We start from the raw sequence: 22494 nt of genomic DNA on the forward strand, positions 1-22494 counted from the left end.
TCCAGGCCATGGCCGAGCATGCGATGGAGTCCAAACTCCGGCCAGCGGTTGAGCTGTACACCGTAGCGATCTGCATCGCCGCCGCAATGCTGTGCGTGTACTCGCCCTGGGCGGTTGCCCTGTCACCCGAGATCGGTCTGGTTGCAGCGCTGGCCTATACCCTGTTCGGCTTTATCCGGCTGCGACAAGCCTGGGAGGTGCTGCGTTATCGGCGCAACATCCGTCGGCTGTCCCGCTACGAGCTGACCAGTCGGCAGATTCCGGTCAGCCGCAAGCGTCTGTTCATGGGCCGAGGCTTTCGCTGGACCCGCCTGCACACCCAGCGCTTGGTCGAGGCCCAGGATCCGGCGGTCGCTCACTATGTCGACCAACCGACCGGCTACCGCCTAGCCCGAGGACTCGAACGACGCCTCGAACACGCGCCGTTTCCGCTCTCGACATTAGCCCGAGTCACGGCTTGGGACAGTGCCTTCAATCCGTTGCGCCCTTTGCCCCCGGTAGGTGGCTCGCCGCTGTTGCATGGGGTCGAGCCCGACGAAATGGAAGTCAGTCTGCCGCTGGGCGAACGGGTCGGACACACACTGGTGTTGGGCACGACCCGTGTCGGCAAGACGCGACTCGCCGAGGTGTATATCACCCAGGACATACACCGCGTCGAACACGAGGTAGTGATTGTCTTCGATCCGAAGGGCGATGCCGACCTGCTCAAGCGCATGTACGTCGAAGCCAAACGCGCCGGTCGGGAGAAGGAGTTTTATGTCTTCCATCTGGGCTGGCCAGAAATCTCCGCGCGTTACAATGCCGTGGGGCGTTTCGGACGCATCTCGGAGGTCGCATCACGCATCGCTGGGCAACTCAATGGTGAAGGTAACTCGGCGGCCTTCCGTGAGTTCGCCTGGCGTTTCGTCAACATCATCGCCCGCGCATTGATCGAGTTGGGTCGGCGCCCGGACTACCTGCAGATCCAGCGACATGTGGTCAATATCGACGCACTGTTCATCGAATACGCTCAACAGTTTTTCGCCAAGACCGATCCGAAAGCCTGGGAAGTGATCGTCCAACTGGAAGGCAAGCTCAACGAGAAAAACATTCCCCGGCATATGGTAGGACGCGAAAAGCGTGTGGTGGCCATCGAACAGTACCTGGCGGTGAAGCGGGTATTTGATCCGGTAATGGACGGACTGCGTTCGGCAGTGCGCTACGACCGTACTTACTTCGACAAGATCGTTGCCTCGCTACTGCCGCTACTGGAGAAACTCACTACCGGCAAGACCGCCCAGTTACTGGCCCCTAACTACACTGACCTGGATGACCCGCGGCCGATCTTCGACTGGATGCAGATCATCCGAAAACGCGGCATCGTCTACGTCGGCCTGGATGCACTGACCGACGCCGAGGTGGCCGCCGCAGTGGGCAACTCCATGTTTGCCGACTTGGTCTCGGTCGCGGGGCACATCTACAAACATGGCATTGACCATGGCCTGCCCACCTCGGGCAGCAGCAGTGTCAAGCTACCGATCAATCTGCACGCTGACGAGTTCAACGAGTTGATGGGTGATGAGTTCATTCCGCTGATCAACAAGGGTGGCGGCGCCGGTATCCAGGTAACCGCCTACACCCAAACCCTCAGCGATATCGAAGCGCGCATTGGTAATCGCGCCAAGGCCGGCCAGGTCATTGGTAATTTCAACACCTTGCAGATGCTCCGCGTACGCGAGACCGCCACCGCGGAGCTGCTCACCCAGCAGTTGCCCAAGGTCAATGTGCTGACCAAAACCCTAGTGTCGGGCGCCACCGACACCTCCGATCCTGAGGCCAACACCGACTTCACCTCGTCCTCACAGGACCGTGTCAGCAGTACCAGTGTGCCGCTGATCGAGCCTGCTCACATCGTCAGTTTGCCCAAGGGGCAGATGTTCTCCTTTCAGGCCGGTGGGCAGCTCTTGAAAGTCCGCATGCCTTTGCCAAAACCCTCCAACGACGATGCCATGCCCAAGGACCTGCAGGAGCTCACCCAGCGAATGCGGGCCGCCTATAACGAGCAGGCGGGGCAATGGTGGAGCGCCAGTGGTGGCGGCCCAACAACCAACTTCGATCTGGATCAGGTGGGGTAGCCCTACCCCACCACTGGTTTCGATTCAGCAGAAAACGATCCAAAAGGCGTCGTGACGACACCAACACTGCAACGCGCAATGGAGTGAACGATGGCGAGTTCCGTCCGACACACGCCGCCACAACCGATCCAGCGTCCGGGATTGATTATCTCGGCGATTGGGTTAGTTTTACGCATCATCGGTTTGCTGATCGCCTCATTGCTGTTTTCGATCCTCATCGAGTTCGCCGGCTTACTGCTGTTCTGGGGCGATCAGGGTTGGCGGCACAGCCAAGCCATGTTGGCGAACGAACTGGGCTGGCTGAGTGAGCACTTCAAATCTTCTCTCATCCTCCAACAACCTGGACAGACGATTGTTCAATGGCTGGATTTTCTCAATCAATGGCTATTGGTTAAGACTGGCTTTGCGGATTTTGCACGGCAGGCGCGGATGTCGAGCCAGGGCAACGGCTTCTGGGGCTGGATCAACCAGCTCTACGTGAGTATTGAGGATTTCGTACTGGCCGCAGTGTATGTGACCTTTACCTTCGTGGTGCGCCTGACGATTCTAGTCCTGGCCACACCACTATTTTTGTTGGCCACGCTTACCGGTTTTGTTGATGGTTTGATGCGCCGCGACCTGCGCAAGTTTGGAGCCGGACGAGAAAGCAGTTTTGTCTATCACCGCGCCAAGCGAGCAGTGATACCCCTGCTGCTCGTGCCCTGGGTCATGTATCTGTCCCTGCCCTTTTCGCTCAATCCTATGGCCGTCTTTTTGCCTTGCGCGATGACGCTCGGAATAACGACAGCTATCACCGCGGCGACGTTTAAAAAATACATTTGATAAGATGTAATGCTGACGTGTTAAACCATTCCGGTGAATTTGGCCAAAAACGCGACGACGTATCCGCCAATAATAGACAAACCAAGAATACCCAACGGCCGCTGCCACCAATCACCGCTAGGGGACGGCGGCATAGACTGCTGATAAAAATTGATCTGCCCGATCTGATTTGCGTTGACTTGGGTGGCTGCTCCATTTTGCATCGAGTTGCGCCACTGAGCTTCCTCAAGACGTTCGAGTTGAACCTGAACACGCCTTTTGAGTTGGCTAGCGGAAAGGAGAATTTGCTTTCCAATAATCATCACACCCAGCAAACCGAAAAACAGCAAATTTCCATAGCTGAGCGGGTTTTCCTGGCTGAGGGTAGGCGCGTGCTCCCATACAAAACCGATGTAGGGTGATGTGGCCTGGTAAACATCGGCTACTAAATTTTGCACAACCCCTCCCAAATGCCCAAAAAGTTTTGTGCTCGCGAGAATCTCTGCTTGATGGTGCAGAAAAATCAACGATGAAACCAAATAAAATAGAGCCCCGAAGACCATCAAGGAGAAGCCCACGGCCCGTCAAATACGGTACCGCCGAATTGCTTGTTGGATTCACTCTCTGCAATCACTCTTCGTTAACTGATTTTGTCCGCGCTTATCTGCGCCCCGCTAACAATGTTGTTAGCGGAATCAAACGTTAACGGCTACTAATCGTTTTCCATGAGTAACCAATGCTGTACTTGCGGTCCAATCGTGTCATTTTCCGCCTTTCGTAGCTCTCGATACGGTGTTCGAACTCGCTACACGATCAGAGACTGTATCGAAATAAAATGACGCAGCGTGTTTCGTGTTTCTTACTGCTGAGTCCTGGACGTTGGTTGAATGCTGGCCCCATCTCCAAATGGGCTATCCACATGCCGACTACAATTTTCCGAGTCTGCTCACTGTTCATATTGATGACGTTCCATAGCGGTGGCTATGCCGCATCTACTCATGAGCGCGAACAGCTCAGCCTAGTTCAGCAGCAGCTCGACACTATTGAGCGCCTTGCGGCGCGAGCTAAGGTAGCCAGGACCTCTGAACTAAACGAACGCTATCGCTTCGACTATCCCCGCCTGTCTCAGGACATTCAACGCATTCGCCAAGGAATGCAGAACTATCTGTCGCCCTCCCGTGCTCAACCTCACGATCCTGGTGAGCTGGTCGGCGATTACCGCCTCGACATCCCGTCCGTGGAACCGTCGCCATGAGCATGACGGACGCGCAGACCGCTGCCTTTCAAAGCGCTTCCGGCTTCTCACCGCAGAGCAGTTCGACGCTCTGGCTGTCCCTGGTCCTCGTCCTGGTTTTGCTGTGGTGTGCCTGGGTGATGTGGACGGCTTACAGGGGATGGGCAACAGGCAGTGTGCGCTTCGGCGCGTTTGGCGGCAGCGCCGCGCGCGTGCTGCTCATCTTGCTGGTTCTGATGTTCTTTACCCTGTCCTGACCCCGGAGATCGCCGTCATGCTCAAGTGCCTTGTCCCCCTGAAAAACAACCTGCGTGATCGTGCCAGCCAGCGCTTGATCGGCCTGCTCCTCGTGCTCGGTCCAAGCCTGGCTTTTGCCGAGCTCCCCACCATGGAAGCACCTTCACGGGGTGAAGGTTCCGGGTTGATCGAAACGATCAAAAACTACGCCTACGACGGCGGTATCCTGCTCGGTCTGCTGATCGCCCTGCTCGCTTTTCTCGGGGTGGCCTGGCATTCCCTGACGGTGTATGCCGACGTGCAGAACCAGCGCAAGACCTGGAAGGATCTCGGCGCCGTGGTCGGTATCGGTGCCCTGTTGGTGGTGATCATCATCTGGTTCCTGACCAAGGCTGCCGCGATTCTGTGAGGTCGATATGAACGACACTATCGAACGCCTTGTCGACGGCACCTTGGTCTTTCTGCCAGAGCGACTCAATCGTGATCCCGCCGTATTGCGTGGTTTGACCAATGATGAGATGTGGGTAGCGCTCGGCACTGGCGCCGTCATTGGCCTGCTGCTGGGCGTTCCTCTGGCGATCGCCACCGCTTCCATTGCCGTGGCGCCGACCAGCATGATCGCAGGTATGGCGGTGGTGTTATTTGCCGGTGGTACGCTTTTGCGTCGAGCCAAACGGGCTCGCCCCGAGACCTGGTTGTACCGTAAGCTCGAATGGGTACTCGCCAGCCGCTGGCGCCTAGGTCGAGGGACTTTGATCCTTCACTCCGGTGCCTGGACGGTTCGCCGTTCGCGTCGACTGCGCCCTGCCCTGTCCCGGTGGCAACCATGAGTCGCTTTCGGAACAAGGTCGATGCCCAACAGGCCCATATCTTCAGCCTGCGTCTGGCAGTGATGGTCCTCGCCGTGTTCTGTGCCGGACTCTGGTATGGCTGGCGCTCGGCACCGACCGATCTGACCGTGCATGTCCCCCCGGATCTGCGCTCGGGCAGCACGCGCAAGTGGTGGGATATCCCCTCGGAGAATGTCTATGCCTTTGCCCTGTACATCTTTGGTCAGCTCAACCGATGGCCCTCAGATGGCGAGCAGGATTATCGCCGCGCCATCTATGGCTTGCAGTCCTACCTGACACCCGCCTGCAAGGCCTTCCTCAATGGCGACTACGAGTACCGCAAGGCCGCCGGCGAACTGCGCCAGCGGGTGCGTGGGGTCTACGAAATTCTGGGGCGAGGCTACAGCGAAGATCCGGAACTCAGGGTCAAGCAACTCGACCGTGACAGCTGGCTGGTCAAGCTCGACCTCAACGCCGATGAATATTACGCCGCCGAACCGGTGAAACGGGTGGTGGTGCGTTATCCATTGCGCGTGGTGCGTTTTGACCTGGATCCCGAGCGCAACAAGTGGGGGCTGGCGCTAGATTGCTATCAGGGCACGCCGCAAAAAATCGCTCTGCCTGGAGGTGAGCCATGAAGCGGATTTCTACCCTGGGACTCACCGTCGCACTGATGTTATGGGGAGCTGCAACGCAGGCCGTCGAGCTGATGCACTGGGAACGCCTCCCCCTCGCGATCCCACTGGTGATCAATCAAGAGCGGGTGGTCTTTGTCGATGAGGATGTTCGAATCGGCGTGCCCTCAACCCTGACGGGCAAGCTGCGCGTGCAATCAACTGGCGGTACGCTGTACCTGCGAGCGTCGGAAGCCATTGCACCGACCCGACTGCAATTGCAATCGGTCACGACGGGCGAGATTATGCTCCTGGATATTGCGGCCACGCCCGGCGATCAACCTCTGGAGCCGGTGCGTATTCTCAAGAATGCTCAGGTGCAAGCTACCGAGGCTGAATCTAGCACTGTCCCTGTTCCAGAACGCACGCCGACTCCGGTCGCTTTGACGCGCTATGCCGCACAGAGCCTGTACGCGCCGCTGCGCACCGTAGAATCCCTACCCGGCGTACGCCGCGTACCGCTCAAGCTGCGCACCGAATTGCCGACCCTGCTGCCGACCGAAAATGTGTCCAGCACACCCATCGCCGCCTGGCGACTCGGCGATTACTGGGTGACGGCGGTGAAGCTGCGCAACCGTGGTCCAGAGACGGTGCAACTCGATCCGCGTCGGCTGCAGGCCAAGCTGTTCGCTGCGGCCTTTCAGCATGCGTTCCTCGGGCCTGTCGGCAGTGCTGAAGACACCACGATCGCCTACCTCGTCACTCGCGGTGCCGGCCTCGAACACGCCGTGCTGCTCCCGCCTATTGCGCGAGGTGCTGACGATGAAAGCTAACGCCTTGCTCAGATGGCTGGTACCGGCTGCGCTGTTGGCCGTGGTTTTTATCATCCTGAAAACCTGGGTCGCGGTTAGTACTCCCTCTCAGGAGCTCCCAGTTGATCAGGGCAAGATTCAGTTATCCGCCGAGCAAGCCAATTCGCTTGGCATTGCGGGCGATACCCCACGCGACACGGTCGCCACCCTGGTCGGCCAGGTGAAGGCCATGCGCAGCGACATGCTCGGTTTGAAGAAACACAATGACTCACTGCAGACGGAAAACAACCGCCTACGCGAGCGGGAAAACAGTGTCGATTCGCGTATCCAGACCGCGCTTGGCAGTGTGACCCAGCGGGTCGACGAAGGCCGCCGCCAAGCCAACGAGGCCCGACTCAAAGCGGAACAAGACAGTCGTCAGGCTCGCGGCCTGCTGACGCAATTGCAGGAGCAGTTGTCGGGGCTGACCGGCAAAGGCAAGGACATGCCGATCGGATTAGGGCTTGAGCCCGGCGACGGCGCTCAGTTCGAAGGGCGACACTCTACCAATGATGCGCTGCAGTGGATTGAACCCTCGGATGCTCCGTCCACCGACGCCCGAGGTAAAACCAAGACTTCCCCCGCATTGAGTCTGCCTACCGCCTTCAACTCACTGGAAGGCTTGAACGATAACGCTATTGATCGCAGCCAGAAACAGCTACGTACAGTCACCCAGGGTGAGCATGACCCGACACGATCCGCTGATCGTACCGAAGGCGCGAAGCCGGTCTACACCATTCCCGAAAACGCAACATTGATGGGCTCAGTCGCCATGACCGCGCTGATCGGCCGCGTCCCAGTGGACGGCACCGTGAATGATCCCTATCCCTTCAAAGTGCTGGTCGGCCCCGAGAACCTGACTGCCAACGGCATCGACCTGCCGGACGTCGCGGGAGCCGTGATGAGCGGTACGGCGTCCGGTGACTGGACCCTGTCTTGCGTACGCGGACAGGTCGAGTCGATCACCTTTGTGTTTACCGATGGCACCATCCGCACGGTGCCTCAGCCGAAGGCAGTCGCCAGCCGCAATGCTTCCACCACCCAGAGCTCAAACACCGACAAGATCCGCGGTGAACTCGGTTACCTGTCCGATCCGTATGGCATTCCTTGCATCGCTGGCGAGCGCCGCTCGAACGCCCAGCAATACCTCGGCAGCCAGAGCCTGATCACTGCCGCCGGGGCCGGTGTCGCAGCGCTGCTCGGGGATGAGCGGAACAACAGCAGTGTGATCAGTTCGGGCGGCAGTACGCTCGGAGTCACCAGCAGCAGTGGCAATAGCGCACTGAACTCAATTTTCAGTGGTGGGGTCAGCGACATCCGCGAGTGGGTGAACAAATTGTATGGCGAAGCCTTTGCGGCCGTGTACGTACCACCTGCAGCACAGGTCGCGCTGCACCTCGACCATGAGATCACCATCGACTACGAGCCCAAGGGCCGGAGCGTTCGCCATGAAAAAGACCCTGTCTCCCTGCCTGATCTGGATTAGCTTGCTTTGCTTAGTCCTGGCGGGGTGTTCCACCGACAAGGAGACGCTGCTGCCCCATGGCGAGCAAACCATGCTGGACATCTGGAACGGCGCCGGTTCGCAAGGCACTCAGCAGCAACTGCTGGATGCTCGACAGCAGTTACGCCGCCCGCTGGCTCAGGCAGATGTCTCCGCGGCTCTCCAGGAACCGTACACGCGCACCGCGGCGAACGAGATCCGCAACCTGTTCCCGCGCTTGCCCAATCCCGATCTGGTGCTGTACGTGTATCCACATTTGAGTGGTACCGAGCAGGCACCGGTTCCGGGTTACTCGACCGTCTTTCCGTTCTACCAACGGGTGCAGCACGCATTCCCCGGTGAACGTCAGGAAGACTTGTAGTGCGTACCAGCGATGCGGGCAACCGCACTTCTGCATGGAAAGCCTGGCGCCATCCATTGCGCCCTCGCGCCACCTTGGCCGATGAAGCTGCACTCTATGCGCATAACCCCAGCTTCACCGATCACCTGCCATGGGTCGAATACCTCGACACCGAGCAGTGTTTTCTACTGGATGACAACCGTTCGGTGGGCGCCGTGTTCGAGTTGCTACCCATTGGCACTGAAGGTCGCGAACCCGATTGGTTGATGGCCGCCCGCGATGCCCTCGAGGATGCCCTGCAGGATAGCTTTGACGAGCTGGACCAAGCGCCGTGGGTGGCGCAGTTTTTTTGTCAGGACGACAACGACTTCACCCCCTACCTGACCCGGCTCACCGATTATATTCAGGACAGAGCGCGAGGCACGGTGTTCACCGAAGCATACCTGGAACTTACTCGCCAGCATCTGAAGGCCATCGCCAAGCCGGGCGGTCTGTTCGAGGACAAGGCAGTCACGCGCCTGCCCTGGCGTGGCAATAACCGTCGGGTGCGCCTGGTGGTCTATCGCTGGCTTGAGTCTGACGCTGAGGCGGCGGGACTCACTCCGGCGCAATCCCTGCAACAGGCTTGCGAACGTATCGCTGCTTCGTTACAGGCGTGTGGGGTGCCATCGACGCGAGTCGATGGGCGAGGTCTTTATGCCTGGTTAGTTCCCTGGTTCAATCCCGCACCCAAGCTCACCGATGAAGCGCCCGAGGCGTTCTACCGCCGTGTGGCCTATCCGGAGTCGGGCGACGATGCGTCGTTGGAACTGCCCTTCGATCATGACTTCGCCGAGCGGCTGTTCTTCAACGAACCGCGTTCGGATGTGCAGCACGGACTCTGGTACTTCGATGGTCAGCCTCATCGGGTGATGGTGGTGGACAAGCTGCGGCGGGCGCCCTTTATTGGCCAACTCACTGGCGAAACCCGTAAAGGTGATGCAGTGAACGCGCTGTTCGACCAGTTGCCTGAAGGAACGGTGATGAGTCTGACCTTGGTGGTCAAACCGCAGGATGTACTCGAGGACCAATTAAACCGCCTGGCGCGCAAAGCCATTGGTGAAAACCTAGCCTCGACCCAGACCCGCCAAGATGTCGAAGAGGCTCGTGCGATCATCGGTCGCCAGCACAAGCTGTATCGCGGCACTCTGGCGTTCTACCTGCGCGGTCACGATGAGCAGCAATTGCACCTGCGCTCGGTCAGCCTGGCCAACGCGCTGTTGGGTGCGGGGCTACAACCGGTACGCGAAGGCGATGAAGTCGCCGCCTGCAACAGTTACCTGCGTTGGTTACCGATGGCTTACAACCCGGCCCGCGACACGCGCAACTGGTACACACGCCTGATGTTCGCCCAGCACCTGGCGAACCTGGTTCCTGTCTGGGGCCGCAGCACGGGAACCGGCCACCCCGGTATCACCCTGTTTAATCGTGGTGGCTCGCCGTTGAGCTTCGATCCCTTGTCACGTCTGGACCGGGCCATGAACGGCCATCTGCTGTTGTTCGGCCCCACCGGTGCCGGCAAGTCGGCCACCCTGGTCACCCTGCTGATGCAGGTCATGGCGGTGTACCGTCCTCGCCTTTTTATCGTCGAGGCCGGTAACTCATTCGGCTTGCAGGGAGACTACTTCGCGACACAGGGCCTGTCGGTCAATAAAGTCCAATTGAAACCTGGCGGCTCGGTCAGTCTCGCCCCGTTCGCCGATGCCTGGCGCCTAGTCGAGCAGCCGGATCAGGTGGCGAGTCTGTCGATCGATGAGCTTGACGATGAGGTGGTAGCCAGTCGCGATAACCAGCGCGACATTCTCGGCGAATTGGAAATCACCGCCCGGCTGATGATCACCGGCGGCGAGGCCAAGGAAGAGGCACGCCTGAGCCGAGCCGATCGCAGCTTGATCCGCGAGTGCATTCTCGATGCCGCGCAAACCTGCGTCACCGCGGGCCGTCGAGTGCTGACTCGCGACGTGCGCGATGCCTTGCTACGCGTCGCCGCCGACCCGCATTTGCCGGAGAAGCGTCGCGAGCGTGCCCAGGAAATGGGCGAGTCCATCGACCTGTTTTGCCAGGGTTTCGAGGGTGAACTGTTCGATCGCGAGGGCACGCCTTGGCCCGAGAGCGATGTGACCGTTGTCGATCTGGCCACTTACGCTCGCGAAGGCTATGAGGCACAGATGTCCATTAGCTACATAAGCCTGATGAACACCGTGAACAACCTCGCCGAACGCGACCAGTACCTAGGGAGGCCGATCATCATGGTCACCGACGAAGGTCATATCATCACCAAAAACCCGCTGCTGGCGCCCTTCGTGGTCAAGGGGACGAAGATGTGGCGCAAGCTCGGCGCTTGGTTCTGGATGGCGACGCAAAACCTTGCCGACTTTCCCACTGCTGCGCAGACCATGCTCAACATGATCGAATGGTGGATTTGTTTGAACATGCCGCCCGCGGAGATCGAGGAAATCGCACGCTTCAAGAAGCTCACGCCGGCACAGAAAGCCTTGCTGCTCTCCGCCAGTAAAGAGCCGGGTAAATACACTGAGGGGGTCGTGCTGTCGAAAAAGCTCGAAACGTTATTCCGAGCGGTCCTACCGAGCCTCTACCTCGCCCTTGCCATGACGGAACCTGAAGAAAAGGCAGAACGCTGGACATTGATGAAAGAGCACGACTGCTCGGAGTTGGAAGCTGCCTATCGAGTAGCTGAGCGTATTGATCAGGCGCGTGGAATAGAGCCAATAAAAAGAGGGAAAGCGCATCCGATGTTGATCAACCCGGCAGCTCGCCATTGAGCACTTTTTCAACGTAGGCATCCATGAACCAGCCGGGGACCTCGTCAACCCTGAATTCCAGGTCAGTTCCATCCGTAACTTCGGCAAGCAGCACGAGGTCGGCACCGGAGTTATCGAAGATGTAGGCCCGGCTCGAAGCGGCAATAGCCGCAGGCAGCAGGCTCAGACAACGGCCATAACGCTGAACAATTTTCTCTGTGGGAACTGGATGCCCACCTGCTGCAACACGGTTCCTGACCCTGTTGATATTGATGTCAGGGTCTTCAGTTGCCACAAAGTAAAGGTAGGTTCGATATCCAGACTCTCTCGCCTTGAGCATAAAAGCGATTTTGTCGTCGCTGGACATTACCGTTTCGAAGGTGAAAGACAACTGCTCTTCGAGAAGCTTGTTCCGGATGAAGTCAGAGAGCACGGAGGCAAAATAGGAGTTCATCGCGACCGTCTGGAAATTCAGACCATTGCTGCTAAAGCCTATTTTGGCGGACTCCTCATCGAGCCCGGCGGACTTGACCAGCCGATGCTCCCTAATGAAACTGAGGACCTCATCACCTTCAGCTTCCAGTTGAAAATCTCTGAACTCCAGACGGCCGCTCTCTTTGGCAGCCTTCTCGATTTCATCCGGGTTAATGTAGATACCAATCAGGTGGGAAGGGATGGCACTTTTCATCGTGCTCTTGCCGGAGCCATTGGGTCCAGCAAAAACCCTCAACCGAGGAACCGTCATGAGCAGCGGCGCACCTTGATTACGCCACCCAAAGTCACTTTGTGCTTGGGCTTGGCCACTCGAATAACCTTGTGCTTACCGTCGGCAGTCGTTTCAACCAGCATGCCGTCCATGACTTCCATCACGCTGCGCCCGGCCGCCAGCGCGTTGATATAGGCAGTATTGATCGCGCCTTCAGCCATGGCCGGAATCTTATCCTCCAGTCGGCTCACCAGATCATCACTCAACATTCGGTCGGCTTTCATATCGCGCTCCACGTTCTCAGAGCGTGCAGAATCTGCACTTAATCAGAATCTTAGCTACGTAAACCTGTTTGTAACAGGGCGAAAGCTACTTCTGTCAGCCCCCAGTCTAGAGGAATGGCGTCTGGAACCATACCTTTCAAGAGATTTTCACGCTCGATGCACGACTGGCGGCATTGGAGGCAAGTACCGCCCTTGGCGCAGCACCCAACTAAGGAAAGCGCGACTCCCCACCAAGCTTTTCAGTATTTGGACCAATACACCTCAACTAGACAGACAATAGCTCTATCGCTGCAATCATTTATCTGTCCCAATGTGGTCTGACTGATGCAAAAGGGGGGTCAAGTCGAAATCGCCATGAGCAACAATAGTTACTGTGACACGCCACGAAGCCGCTGCTGAATCCTCAATAAAAAACCTGCTTCAAAAGCATCCTGGCAGTCACCGACAGGAAAGGACTTGCGGGTTTGCGCCAGCTCCCACCACAGGGGAATCTCGCCGGGCGTATCAAGCCAAGCCTGAGCGCATTGCACGCCACGCTCGATCATCGAGGCAAACTCGTTGCCCCAAGGTGTCAGAAGACTTGGGCAACCATCCGCCGCAGGAATTGAAATGTAGTTTTCGTCCATACACACCCTAGATTTCTGATTTATTGTTAGCAGTGGAATCCAAACTCGAAAAGCTTAACGGTACCAAATGAACGCTCAATAACAGGCATGAGCATCAAATAGCCTAGATCAATACCAATGTAGACTATATCCCGTGGATTGAGAGTCCCTCAAGGCGCAATTTGCGCGCATGACTCAAGACTACGAACAGCTTCGTCTGCAGCTGGCGGAAAACATCCGCTTGATGCGACGCGTGAAAAACCTGACCCAAGAGCAACTCGCGCTCATGGCCGAGGTGGATCGCACCTACGTCAGTCAAATCGAACGATGCACGGGCAATCCGTCATTGTTGGTCCTGTGCAAACTCGCCAACATTTTCGAAATTACCGCAGATCAGTTACTTGTAGATCCCGATATCCTGCGCAGCGCCCTCCACGTCAAATAATAGTCTTACCCCTCACAAATCCGATAGACCCGCCTTCATAATTTCCACTGACAGTCTTCAGTCCATAACCGAACCTGACTAGGCCATACATTGAGAGCCTAGGAAAAATGCCTGTTGTCTGCTCGTCAATCCCTCCCACAAAGCTTCGGCCCTTGGCGCTGAGCATCCTGCTGGCGTGCGGCCCAAGCGTGGCGCTGGACACCGGCAGCATCACGTCCTCAGTGCTTTCGCCAAACTGTCTCGAATACAGGGTCGTCGGCATTTGTTTCTGGCTGCTCTGCACGCCCTTCGGCTGCACAGTCAATACCTCGACCAAGGTTCGTCATTTCATTCCTGAGTTGGTGGTCTCGAGCTACGCCACCACCGGCAATAACCCCTGGACCGAGATGGCCACCCTCTCCTCTCCCATCAGCGGTGCGGAAGGTGGCGGTAACCTGATCACGCCGAACACACAGCGCGATAACCTGCCTCGTTTCAAAAACGTTGACGGCATCGGTCACCCGGGCGGATGGGCCGCCACGCAATTGGCCTCGCAATCCGGCTATGCCTGCGCCAGCGGCGCCACGGCATTAATGCCTTACTACCTGAGTACCCTGGACTCACTGGCCTGGCGCCATGGCATCCCAGAAAGTTTCTACCCCGAATCGCTCATGCCGGGGATCCGTGAAGTTGGTCGTCAGGCCTCGGGAAACATGTGGGGCAACGTTTATCCCCGGCAGGGCTTTCTGGTACAGCCCCACGACTTCAAGGCGGCCGCAGTCATGGCGCAACGGGCCGGCGATGTGATTACTCGTAACGGACAGTCGCATGTGTATGTACCGCTCACACCCACCCCACACGACGGCTACTGGCCACCTGGCCCGATCATTGAAAACGACGCTTCGACCCACAAATGGCAAATGCTCTACCCCCAGGTGCAGCCCACGTGCGCCATCTTCCCCAGCGATGCAGTCCAGAGCGCAGATGGCGGTTATGCCTGGTCGCTGTGGCGTCCCTATAGCTGCTGCAAACGTGAGGGACAGACCTTCCTGTTCAGCATCGACTTCGAAGGAGGTGCTTCATGAGTCGGCTTCTCGCGCGGCCCTGGTTGGGCACGATGAGTCTGTTGCTCTGTGGATTGCTCGCCATGGCTACTCATGCCCACGCGGTCCAACGCGATTATCGCCTGGGCACTCAAGGTGAAGTACTCGACGACCGAGTGATGTACACCATTGGTGGCGGCTCAGCAGTGGGCTCACCGAGCTCGCTCTACCGACCCAGTGGTCTCGGTGTCGGCGGGTCATGGCGAGCGAACATGATGTGCGGAAACATGAGCCTCACCAACACCCTGCAAAACCAGCTGAACGGCGTCACCGAAGGTTTCCAGCAGATCATGGGCAGCATCGTGCAGAACGCGACCCAAGCCGTGATGTCGCTGCCGGCGTTGATCATCCAACGCGCCAACCCCGGCCTCTATGAGTTGTTGAGCAACGGGGTGATGCAGGGGCGTATCGACTTCGACCGCTCCAAGCTGACCTGCCAGGCCATGGCCGAGAAGATGGCGGACAAGGTCGGTCAAGCCGGCTGGGGCGCGCTGGCCAGGAACCAGGAGATGCAGGGTAATCTGGAGAAAACCGGCGGAGATGCGGTGGCCGCGGTGAAAAATACCGAGGCCCATAACGGCAACAAGGGGGTGTCCTGGGTCGGCGGCTCGAAGGCTGGTGGTGATGGGCAGACGCCCATTCGGGTGACCGCCGACGTAGTGCGCGCGGGCTACAACCTGCTGCATAACCGGTCGATGGATGACAATGCCTCGATTAGTAATAGCGATTGCCTGGGTGGGGCCATTTGCCAGACATGGACCTCGCCCCAGGAGGAATCCGAATGGGCTGTTCGGGTGTTGGGCGAGAGCGAAGTCTCAACCTGCGACAGCTGCGAAACCCTGCGTGCGACCGCCGGCAGCGGATTGACGCCGCTGATACAGGAGGCCTACAGCGAACGCCTCACGGCCCTGCAAGGGTTGCTGTCGGGCTCACTGTTACCTACTTCTGACAATCTGGCTAAAGCCTCCAGCCCGATGCTGCCGGTGACCCGTGGTGTGATCGAAGCCCTGCGCGACGATCCCGATCAGGATCTGTTGGCACGGCGCCTGGCCAGTGAGACGGCCTTGTCCAGCGTGCTCGACAAAGCGTTGCTGCTACTGCGCACCTTGCTGGCGGGCAGTCACGAACCGAACATCGCCTCCGCCGAGCCGGCCCAAACCGCCTTGACGAAAAACATCGACGCTCTGGAGCGCGAAATACGCCTGCTGCAGACCGAACTGCAGGTCCGGCAAATGCTGGCCACCAATACCGCCAGCCTGGTGCTCGACCGGCATGCCGGCGGCGCTGAGGCCTCGCGTACCGTCGAGCAAGGCGACCCTGAGCCGGGTCGACTCAATGATGCTGACGCCAGGCGCAAGTGAGCCATGAAACGCTCACCACTACTCACTTTGCTTTCGAGTCTGGGAATTGCTGCGGCGATGGTCCTGACCGCCGCACTGGTCGCCTGGATCGGCCACACTGCGCTGGGTAGCCTCGAGGCCTGGCAGCAGGCATTCGAATCCGCAAAACCTTATCTGCGGTGGTGGCGTGCCCTGCTCTACGGCGCCCTCTTTGCACTCTGGTGGGATCTGCTTCGACGCTACCGACATCGACCACAGAATCGACTGCGCGTGAAACGCATCGGGGCATTAGGACTCGTGCTCTTTACCTGCGTCGAGTTCACCCGACTGTGAGGTCACCACCATGCTCATGAGCACCAACAGCTACCTGGAGTTTTACCTCTCCCTGCTGGCCTGGATCATCAACAACGGCCTCTGGAGCATCCTGTCCGATACCGGGCTGTTCGCCGCGCCCTTCGGCGCGATCATCTTGCAAGAGTGGTTGTCGGCCCGTCAGCAAGGCGCAGATGAAGGTAACAAGGGATTGCTCTCGGTGCCGCGGATCGAGAACCGGCTGTGGCTGGCCTACATCGTCGTGTTGTTCGGCTGCGCGCCGGTCTTTCCGCTGAGCCTCACGTCAATGGCGTTCGATGATGCGGCGAGCCAACGCTGCGGCATTAGTGTGGCAAAGCCAGCAGAAACCGCCTGGGGGGAGACCTTCAATACTATCGGCGAACGCTCCGCCAACGTACCGATCTGGTGGTTTCTGGTGCATGCCTTGAGCAAAGGCGTGACCGCCGCAGCAGCCGCTTCTATTCCCTGCGCACCGGATATCCGGCAGATGCGCATGGAGATCGATAGTTCGCGCATCGACAGCCAGGTACTGCTGCAGGAAGTCGCCGACTTCACTCGCGACTGCTATGGCTATTCCCGTTCTCGACTGTTCACCAACCGTCCGCAGTTAGACAAAGCACAAAGTCACGACGCGTCCTGGATAGGCTCAAGCTACTTTCTCGACACACCCGGCTACTACGACACCGATCGCTCACGCATGCCGCGAGTCAGTTGGCCGTATAACGAAAGCCGAGATGTTTCCTTGCCGCGGCTAGAGAATGGCGCGGGCTACCCCACCTGCAAGCAGTGGTGGAGTGATAGCGGTGTTGGCTTGCGCGGGCGCTTGATCGAGCAGGTTGATCCCTCGCTGCTGACTCAGCTAAAAGGTTGGTTGACTGGCCGTTCGAGCAACGAGATCGAGGATGCCACCCTGCGTGAGCTGGTCAGCCCGCGCCAGCAATCGATGTCCATGTCGCCCGGACAGGTGTACCAGGACTATGGCTCCAGCGCTCGTGGCGGCTCGATCAATCAGGGGCTCAATAACCTCGCCACCAATACCGGGTTGGCCCTCGGCTCCTTCAGCAACTTCCCGGCGATGAATGCACTACGCGCCGCCCTGCCGATGGTGCAGGCCTTCCTGATCATGGGCGTCATCATCAGCCTGCCGCTGATTCTGCTGGTCAGTACCTATCAGTTGAAGACCGTCATGACGGTGACATTCGCACTGTTCACGCTTCACATGTTGACCTTCTGGTGGGAACTGGCCCGCTGGGTCGACTCCAGCATGCTCGATACCCTGTACAACCAGGTTTCGGCTTCCAATCAGGTGCTGTTGTCGCTGCCCACATCCGGGTTTATGGATGGGACGGTCACGGCACAGGTAATTGAGTATGTGATGGGGGCGATGTTTATCGTGCTGCCGATGCTGTTTCTAGGGGCCATGAGCTGGGCAGGATATTCAGTTGGCACCGGGATTCAAGGCATGTTGGCGAACGGTAGCAAAGCCGCAAGTGATTCAGCGAGCAAAGGTACGGATCAAATATTGGGTGCTGCTAAGCGCTCAATTAGATGACTTGCTGTCGCCTATATAATGCCCATTGTCGTCGAAGTCACCAATGTAGAGGTCCGCACCTAGGTAGTCTGGCCCTGGATTTTTCTCTCGTTGATCGGCACCAATAAAACCCCTGAGCCACAGCAAAGTAGTGACAGCCAGCATTATCACAATGAAAGTAACCATCCAAACGCTGACAAAGAGCAATCCTCCGATCAATGCCAGTTTGGAAATCAAAAAACTCCCGCGAACAAGAAATTTACCTGCGGGCATACCTACCGTCTCCGCACGCTCAACCACACAGGATTCAAACGTTTTCAACCTACGGTAACCACGCCTCACCGACATACCACAGACGTACGCCCAGCGGTGGGCACGTGAACTCTGAACAGGTTGCTGAATCGGCATGGTCTCGCCCTCTTCTGAGCGTTTTCATGGTTGAGACAAGAGCAATAGCGTACTACTGAAATCGGCCCGTGCCTGACCGTCTATCAGTTTGCCCCAGCCGAAAAATCTTCACTGGATGACAGAAGACAAGCTCCGTGAAACAGCGTCTCTACAGTCATTGACCCATACAAATCGTCCAGTTAAATACAAGGTACGGATCGCTGTTATCGACAGCACTTCCCCGGGTAGCCAGAACCTTCAAGGCTACGTCACTTCGGTGATGGTTCTCCCCAAGTGCGATTAGCGTTCGGTAGCTCGCACGGTAACCGTTTCTACGGTGATGAACGCCTACTGCTTTCCTGAGCGTCTTTCGAGCTCTGCTCGTCAGGAAAACCCTCTTGATTTTCTTCAACCCACTGCGGGGAAATCTTTTCCCGCAAGGGACAGGTTTCTTCGCGTTTTCAACGGAGACATACCATGCCCGAATCACTTACACCGGAAACACTGAACACCCTTCGGCTGCCCATCGTGTTCACTCCTGGCGCGTGGCAACGCGCAGTACTGCTCGATCAATCCGATCACGCTGAGAAGCTGCAGGTCAATCGGTTGAGCCACGTATTGCGCGCAGCCTTCGAAGCCCACCTGGCCTTTCCACACAAGCCTTACGTGCTGTTCGAGGTAATGCATATTGAACCAGCCGATCACTTAGGCCACGACCCGTTGCTGCAATTGAGTCTGAGCTTACTCCAAGAACCGGGTCAGCCTGGCGCCTTGCTGATAGCACTTGCAGGAGAACACCAACGCTAAGCGCAATTAGCGGTGTTCCATTCCACATTCGAACGGCATGCAAGACCTGCATCAATCCAGCACATCACCCAACCGGGGAACCCTTCCCGACGGGCACGGCGTTCCTCCGTCTTTCTCTCGAGGAAATTGCCATGCGCGATATCTACCAAGACGTGACTGACAAGATCGTTACCGCGTTAGACCAAGGCGTTGCTCCCTGGATCAAACCCTGGTCCTCAAGTGGCTCCGCTTACATCGGCCATCAACCCTACCCCATCAACGCCATCACGCGACGTCCGTATTCGGGCATCAATTTACCGCTGCTCTGGGCCGAGGCCAGGTTGCAGGGGTTCACTCAAGATCGTTGGCTGACCTTCAACCAAGCCAAAAAGAACGGTGGGCACATCCGTAAGGGTGAGCACAGCACTCTGGCGGTGCTCTACAAGCCAATGGAGCGCGAGGAACAGAGCGAGTCAGGGCAACACGTACTCGATGAAAGCGGTCAACCCAAGGTCGCTCACTTCGGCATTCTCAGGACACACTTTCTGTTCAACATCGAGCAAACGGAAGGGCTCGAAATGCTCAATGACACCCTGCTCGAGACGGAACAGAGTGATCCCTTCCAGCCCAACAGCGCCGCGGAAAATCTGCTGCTAAGTTCAGGTGCACGCATCGTACATCGGCCTGCCGACGAAGCCTTTTACCACCCGATCAGGGATCTCATCCAACTGCCGACAAAAGCACAATTTCACGATGAAGGCGGGTACTACGCCACGGCACTGCATGAGCTGACGCACTGGACCGGGCATCACGCTCGGTTACAGCGCGAAGGCATGACGTCAGCCTGTCCGTTCGGCTCGCCAGGCTACGCGTTTGAGGAGTTGATCGCCGAGATGGGCGCTGCTTTTTTATGTGCCTACGCCGGTATACAGGGGGACCTGCGCCACGAGGGCTATATCGACTCCTGGCTCGGCCTGCTCAAGGCAGACAAACGCGCGATCTTTCGTGCCAGTGGCCAGGCCCGAAGCGCCTCGGAGTATGTACTCAACCTGGAGCAGCAACTGAAGCAAGCGGTCTTGGATGACTCGCTGTGCATGAAGGATGGAGCTTGATCGTTACCTCACCGCTGCAAACGCTTCACAGGGCCCAACGCGAGTTGAGCCCTTTTTTATGTTTCCAGAAAACAGACGGAATCATACGGCGGGCCCCTCACGCAAAGAACAAGAGAGGGGCACACACCCGCAACCTGTCATTCCGCATCCAGGTTCTGCGCCAGAAAATCCACCAGCTCGAGCGGACTTCGGCTATCGATCACCTTGTAGATCAGATCGCGTTTACTGCGCGGTAACTTCTTGACCACGCTCTTCGCCGAGGCCCGGACGGCTTCGTCGGTCCCATGGATACGTGCCGCGAGCAGCAGCACGAGCGTGGCGTCAGTGAGGTTCATGGCAAGACCCAAAAAATATGCACCGCAGTGTACCGACTCTTGTCCTTGCCGTACTAGCCCCAACAAAACGATGCCTAGCCGTATCCATATTCCGATTGCCATCCAAAGGGACACGAGCCAAAAGGACGGGTAAGGGTTGGAAGGGAATGGGGACTCAAGGGTAAGAGCTCTATCCGAAAAGGCTAAAAGGCCACTGACCCAGCCACTTTCCGGAGGTCACGATGCTCAGCCTGTTTCGCCGCAAAAGGCAGAAGCCCCCTCCGCCACCGACCGTCAACGTCGCCGAAGGTTACCTGTCCATCGAGTCGGCTCACAACTTGTTAGCCGCGGAGCACCGCCGCCAGCTGCTCGATCGCATCTGGCAGTACACCGCCCTCTCCCACGCGCAGTTCATCCAGCTCTATTTAAATCCGATCCATCGCTACGCCGAACTGGTCCAGCAACTCCCGGCCAGCGAGACGCACCATCATGCGTACCTCGGCGGCATGCTCGACCATGGCCTTGAGCTGGTCGCCTGTAGTCTAAAATTGCGCCAGTCCTATCTACTACCCAGTGGCGCCGCGCCCGAAGACCAGGCCGCCCAGACTGATGCCTGGTCAGCCGGCATCGCGTATGGTGCCCTGCTGCATGACATCGGCAAGATCGCCGTGGACCTGCTGGTTGAACGCCAGGATGGCCGTCTTTGGCACCCCTGGCTGGGACCACTGGATCAGCCCTACCGTTTTCGCTACCTCAAAGGTCGCGACTACCACCTACACGGCGCCGCTGCAGGCTTGCTCTACACCCAGATTCTCGACCGCCCGATCTTGGATTGGCTCAGTGGATTTCCGTCACTGTGGGCCAGCTTGCTGTATGTCCTGGCGGGCCAATACGAACGTGCCGGCGTGCTCGGTGAGTTGGTGATGCAGGCCGACCGTGTTTCCACCGCACAGAACATCGGTGGTAACCCGAGCAAGGCGCTGCAAGCGCCGATTCATTCGCTGCAACATCACTTGATCAGCGGACTGCGTCATCTGGTTCAACACGAGCTGAAACTGAACCAACCAGGTGCCGCGGGTTGGTTGACTCACGACGGACTCTGGCTGGTCAGCAAGACGGTCACGGACAAGCTGCGAGCCTATCTGCTGTCGCAAGCGATAGAGGGCATTCCCTCCTCCAACATTGCTGTGTTCGACGAACTGCAATCGCATGGGCTTGCCGAGTCGACTCCAGAAGGCAAAGCCATCTGGACCGCTCTTGTCGCTCAGGGGGACTGGCAGCAGACCTTTACGTTTTTGCGCATTCAACCGGCATTGATCTGGGGGAACGAAGACCGCCCCGACGCTTTCGGCGGAACGGTAAGCGTTGCACTCGATGACAATCAGCCCAACGCTCCGGTATCACCTCCAGCCCCCAAGGCTGTCAATACAAAGTCAACCCAAAACCCATCGCAGCCAGATCCCATGGCGCTGGAGGATGCCGACTACCTGGGCACGCTGCTGGACATGTTCGAGTTGGCAGAACCCGAGGCCAGTGATGCGCCGTCAGAAAGCATTCGCGAAATACCAACACTCTTTTCGTGTAACCCTGGTCAGGTTTTCCTGAATTGGGTGAAGGAAGGCATTCAGAGCCACAAGCTGATCATCAACGACAGCAAGGCTAAAATCCACACGGTGGCTGGCAGCGTATTTTTGGTCACGCCTGGCCTCTTTCAACGCTATGCGCAGGAGTTTCCTGGTGTCTCTCAGGGCGCCTGTCAAGAGATCGAAGAATGGCGCTGGCTGCAGAAGCAGTTTGAGAAACTGAAGGTCCATAGGAAGCAAGTTGATGGTTTGAACATCTGGGCGTGCAAAGTGCAAGGTCCTAGAAAGAAAACGACTTTGAAGGGCTACTTGATTGAGGATCCCAAGCTATTTTTTGAAGTTATGCCACTCGATAATCCGTTTCTTAAAATGGAAAGAGATTAACTTTCAACGGCCCCGTGGTAGGAATCAAAACTCAAGTTGATTCTGAAGTGCACACTCGCCGCTTTACCGCTCTGTTAATCATCCCGAGACGCTCGCTGTCTTTTCGTCAACGGCACGCCTGGGAAGAACGCAGCCCTTCGCAACAGGCTACAATCGGCCAAAAGGAAACGTTCATATCTTTTGGGTACGAAAAGTACCCGAGTTTCTATGAGATGAGTGGGGGCGCGTGGACGATCCGCGAGTTCGCACCTACGATGCTTAAGCTTGGTAGATGAA

25 protein-coding genes are annotated in these 22494 nt (G+C 57.7%); 19 read left to right on the forward strand and 6 right to left on the reverse strand.

What is annotated here, in order from left to right; translation table 11 throughout:
* The first annotated feature begins 8 nt into the window (after nt 1–8).
* Together traD and QF039_RS12615 are read left to right on the forward strand one after the other, a co-directional pair.
* Entirely contained in the window at nt 9–2114 is a 2106-nt protein-coding gene (gene traD / locus QF039_RS12610; protein WP_307518521.1) for a type IV conjugative transfer system coupling protein TraD, read from the forward strand.
* 90 nt (nt 2115–2204) lie between these two features.
* Nucleotides 2205–2936 (forward strand): TIGR03747 family integrating conjugative element membrane protein, encoded by a 732-nt coding sequence (locus tag QF039_RS12615; RefSeq protein WP_307518523.1) that lies wholly within the window; start codon nt 2205–2207, stop codon nt 2934–2936.
* Nucleotides 2937–2956: 20 nt separating this feature from the next.
* Here the strand turns inward: QF039_RS12615 and QF039_RS12620 are convergent, their stop codons facing one another.
* The gene (locus QF039_RS12620) at nt 2957–3493 is read right to left on the reverse strand and encodes a hypothetical protein (protein WP_307518526.1); all 537 of its coding nucleotides are present in this window, start codon (nt 3491–3493) and stop codon (nt 2957–2959) included.
* A gap of 341 nt (nt 3494–3834) precedes the next feature.
* On the opposite strand from QF039_RS12620, the gene QF039_RS12625 reads away from it, so the two are divergent.
* From QF039_RS12625 to QF039_RS12665, 9 genes are read left to right on the forward strand one after another with little or no spacing between them, the layout of a single operon-like run.
* Nucleotides 3835–4170: an RAQPRD family integrative conjugative element protein gene (locus tag QF039_RS12625; RefSeq protein WP_307518528.1), complete on the forward strand. Its 336-nt coding sequence runs from the start codon at nt 3835–3837 to the stop codon at nt 4168–4170.
* Nucleotides 4167–4406 carry a TIGR03758 family integrating conjugative element protein gene (locus tag QF039_RS12630; RefSeq protein ID WP_307518530.1) on the forward strand — a complete coding sequence of 80 codons (240 nt, stop codon included), beginning with the start codon at nt 4167–4169 and terminating at the stop codon, nt 4404–4406. The genes QF039_RS12625 and QF039_RS12630 overlap by 4 nt, the downstream gene beginning before the upstream one ends.
* Before the next feature lie 17 nt (nt 4407–4423).
* A complete protein-coding gene (locus tag QF039_RS12635) occupies nt 4424–4795 on the forward strand; it encodes a TIGR03745 family integrating conjugative element membrane protein (RefSeq protein WP_003174125.1) in 372 nt (123 codons plus the stop codon).
* A gap of 7 nt (nt 4796–4802) precedes the next feature.
* Nucleotides 4803–5216: a TIGR03750 family conjugal transfer protein gene (locus QF039_RS12640; RefSeq protein ID WP_058821792.1), complete on the forward strand. Its 414-nt coding sequence runs from the start codon at nt 4803–4805 to the stop codon at nt 5214–5216.
* Nucleotides 5213–5854 carry a PFL_4703 family integrating conjugative element protein gene (locus QF039_RS12645; RefSeq protein WP_307518536.1) on the forward strand — a complete coding sequence of 214 codons (642 nt, stop codon included), beginning with the start codon at nt 5213–5215 and terminating at the stop codon, nt 5852–5854. Before QF039_RS12640 ends, QF039_RS12645 begins: the two co-directional genes overlap by 4 nt.
* Nucleotides 5851–6663, forward strand: a complete 813-nt coding sequence (locus QF039_RS12650) for a TIGR03749 family integrating conjugative element protein (RefSeq protein WP_058821794.1) — start codon at nt 5851–5853, stop codon at nt 6661–6663. Before QF039_RS12645 ends, QF039_RS12650 begins: the two co-directional genes overlap by 4 nt.
* Entirely contained in the window at nt 6653–8167 is a 1515-nt protein-coding gene (locus tag QF039_RS12655; RefSeq protein ID WP_307518539.1) for a TIGR03752 family integrating conjugative element protein, read from the forward strand. Before QF039_RS12650 ends, QF039_RS12655 begins: the two co-directional genes overlap by 11 nt.
* Nucleotides 8130–8546, forward strand: coding sequence for a TIGR03751 family conjugal transfer lipoprotein (locus QF039_RS12660; protein WP_307518541.1), 417 nt, complete (start codon nt 8130–8132; stop codon nt 8544–8546). Before QF039_RS12655 ends, QF039_RS12660 begins: the two co-directional genes overlap by 38 nt.
* A complete protein-coding gene (locus QF039_RS12665; protein ID WP_307518544.1) occupies nt 8546–11347 on the forward strand; it encodes a conjugative transfer ATPase in 2802 nt (933 codons plus the stop codon). The genes QF039_RS12660 and QF039_RS12665 overlap by 1 nt, the downstream gene beginning before the upstream one ends.
* Here the strand turns inward: QF039_RS12665 and QF039_RS12670 are convergent.
* From QF039_RS12670 to QF039_RS12680, 3 genes are all read right to left on the reverse strand, one after another.
* Entirely contained in the window at nt 11325–12071 is a 747-nt protein-coding gene (locus QF039_RS12670) for a zeta toxin family protein (RefSeq protein WP_307418985.1), read from the reverse strand. The genes QF039_RS12665 and QF039_RS12670 overlap by 23 nt on opposite strands.
* Nucleotides 12068–12316, reverse strand: coding sequence for a hypothetical protein (locus QF039_RS12675; protein WP_307518546.1), 249 nt, complete (start codon nt 12314–12316; stop codon nt 12068–12070). The genes QF039_RS12670 and QF039_RS12675 overlap by 4 nt, the downstream gene beginning before the upstream one ends.
* Before the next feature lie 368 nt (nt 12317–12684).
* Entirely contained in the window at nt 12685–12942 is a 258-nt protein-coding gene (locus tag QF039_RS12680) for a LasR-specific antiactivator QslA (RefSeq protein WP_307518548.1), read from the reverse strand.
* A gap of 169 nt (nt 12943–13111) precedes the next feature.
* Between QF039_RS12680 and QF039_RS12685 the strand changes: the two genes are divergently transcribed.
* The 5 genes from QF039_RS12685 to QF039_RS12705 all read left to right on the forward strand — a co-directional run bounded on the left by QF039_RS12685 (nt 13112) and on the right by QF039_RS12705 (nt 17673).
* Nucleotides 13112–13366, forward strand: a complete 255-nt coding sequence (locus tag QF039_RS12685) for a helix-turn-helix domain-containing protein (RefSeq protein WP_008071413.1) — start codon at nt 13112–13114, stop codon at nt 13364–13366.
* A gap of 107 nt (nt 13367–13473) precedes the next feature.
* Nucleotides 13474–14430 carry a TIGR03756 family integrating conjugative element protein gene (locus QF039_RS12690; protein WP_307518550.1) on the forward strand — a complete coding sequence of 319 codons (957 nt, stop codon included), beginning with the start codon at nt 13474–13476 and terminating at the stop codon, nt 14428–14430.
* On the forward strand, nt 14427–15809 hold the full coding sequence (locus QF039_RS12695) for an integrating conjugative element protein (protein ID WP_307518552.1): 1383 nt from the start codon (nt 14427–14429) through the stop codon (nt 15807–15809). The genes QF039_RS12690 and QF039_RS12695 overlap by 4 nt, the downstream gene beginning before the upstream one ends.
* A gap of 3 nt (nt 15810–15812) precedes the next feature.
* Complete coding sequence (locus tag QF039_RS12700; RefSeq protein ID WP_307418990.1) at nt 15813–16121, forward strand: hypothetical protein; 309 nt, start codon at nt 15813–15815, stop codon at nt 16119–16121.
* 10 nt (nt 16122–16131) lie between these two features.
* Nucleotides 16132–17673, forward strand: a complete 1542-nt coding sequence (locus QF039_RS12705) for a conjugal transfer protein TraG N-terminal domain-containing protein (RefSeq protein WP_307518554.1) — start codon at nt 16132–16134, stop codon at nt 17671–17673.
* On the opposite strand, the gene QF039_RS12710 is transcribed toward QF039_RS12705, so the two are convergent.
* Nucleotides 17662–18060 carry a DUF3742 family protein gene (locus tag QF039_RS12710; RefSeq protein ID WP_307518557.1) on the reverse strand — a complete coding sequence of 133 codons (399 nt, stop codon included), beginning with the start codon at nt 18058–18060 and terminating at the stop codon, nt 17662–17664. The genes QF039_RS12705 and QF039_RS12710 overlap by 12 nt on opposite strands.
* A gap of 456 nt (nt 18061–18516) precedes the next feature.
* Here QF039_RS12710 and QF039_RS12715 point away from each other — a divergent pair, with 456 nt between their 5' ends.
* Nucleotides 18517–18846: a hypothetical protein gene (locus QF039_RS12715; RefSeq protein ID WP_307518558.1), complete on the forward strand. Its 330-nt coding sequence runs from the start codon at nt 18517–18519 to the stop codon at nt 18844–18846.
* Nucleotides 18847–18977: 131 nt separating this feature from the next.
* Nucleotides 18978–19937, forward strand: a complete 960-nt coding sequence (locus tag QF039_RS12720; RefSeq protein WP_307518560.1) for an ArdC family protein — start codon at nt 18978–18980, stop codon at nt 19935–19937.
* Between the two features lie 137 nt (nt 19938–20074).
* Here the strand turns inward: QF039_RS12720 and QF039_RS12725 are convergent, their stop codons facing one another.
* Nucleotides 20075–20272 (reverse strand): hypothetical protein, encoded by a 198-nt coding sequence (locus QF039_RS12725; protein WP_007901093.1) that lies wholly within the window; start codon nt 20270–20272, stop codon nt 20075–20077.
* A gap of 221 nt (nt 20273–20493) precedes the next feature.
* On the opposite strand from QF039_RS12725, the gene mobH reads away from it, so the two are divergent.
* Nucleotides 20494–22218 carry a MobH family relaxase gene (mobH, locus tag QF039_RS12730; protein ID WP_307518563.1) on the forward strand — a complete coding sequence of 575 codons (1725 nt, stop codon included), beginning with the start codon at nt 20494–20496 and terminating at the stop codon, nt 22216–22218.
* Nucleotides 22219–22494 lie beyond the last annotated feature (276 nt).

Source organism: Pseudomonas sp. W2I6 (assembly GCF_030815935.1).
Classification (GTDB): Bacteria; Pseudomonadota; Gammaproteobacteria; order Pseudomonadales; family Pseudomonadaceae; genus Aquipseudomonas.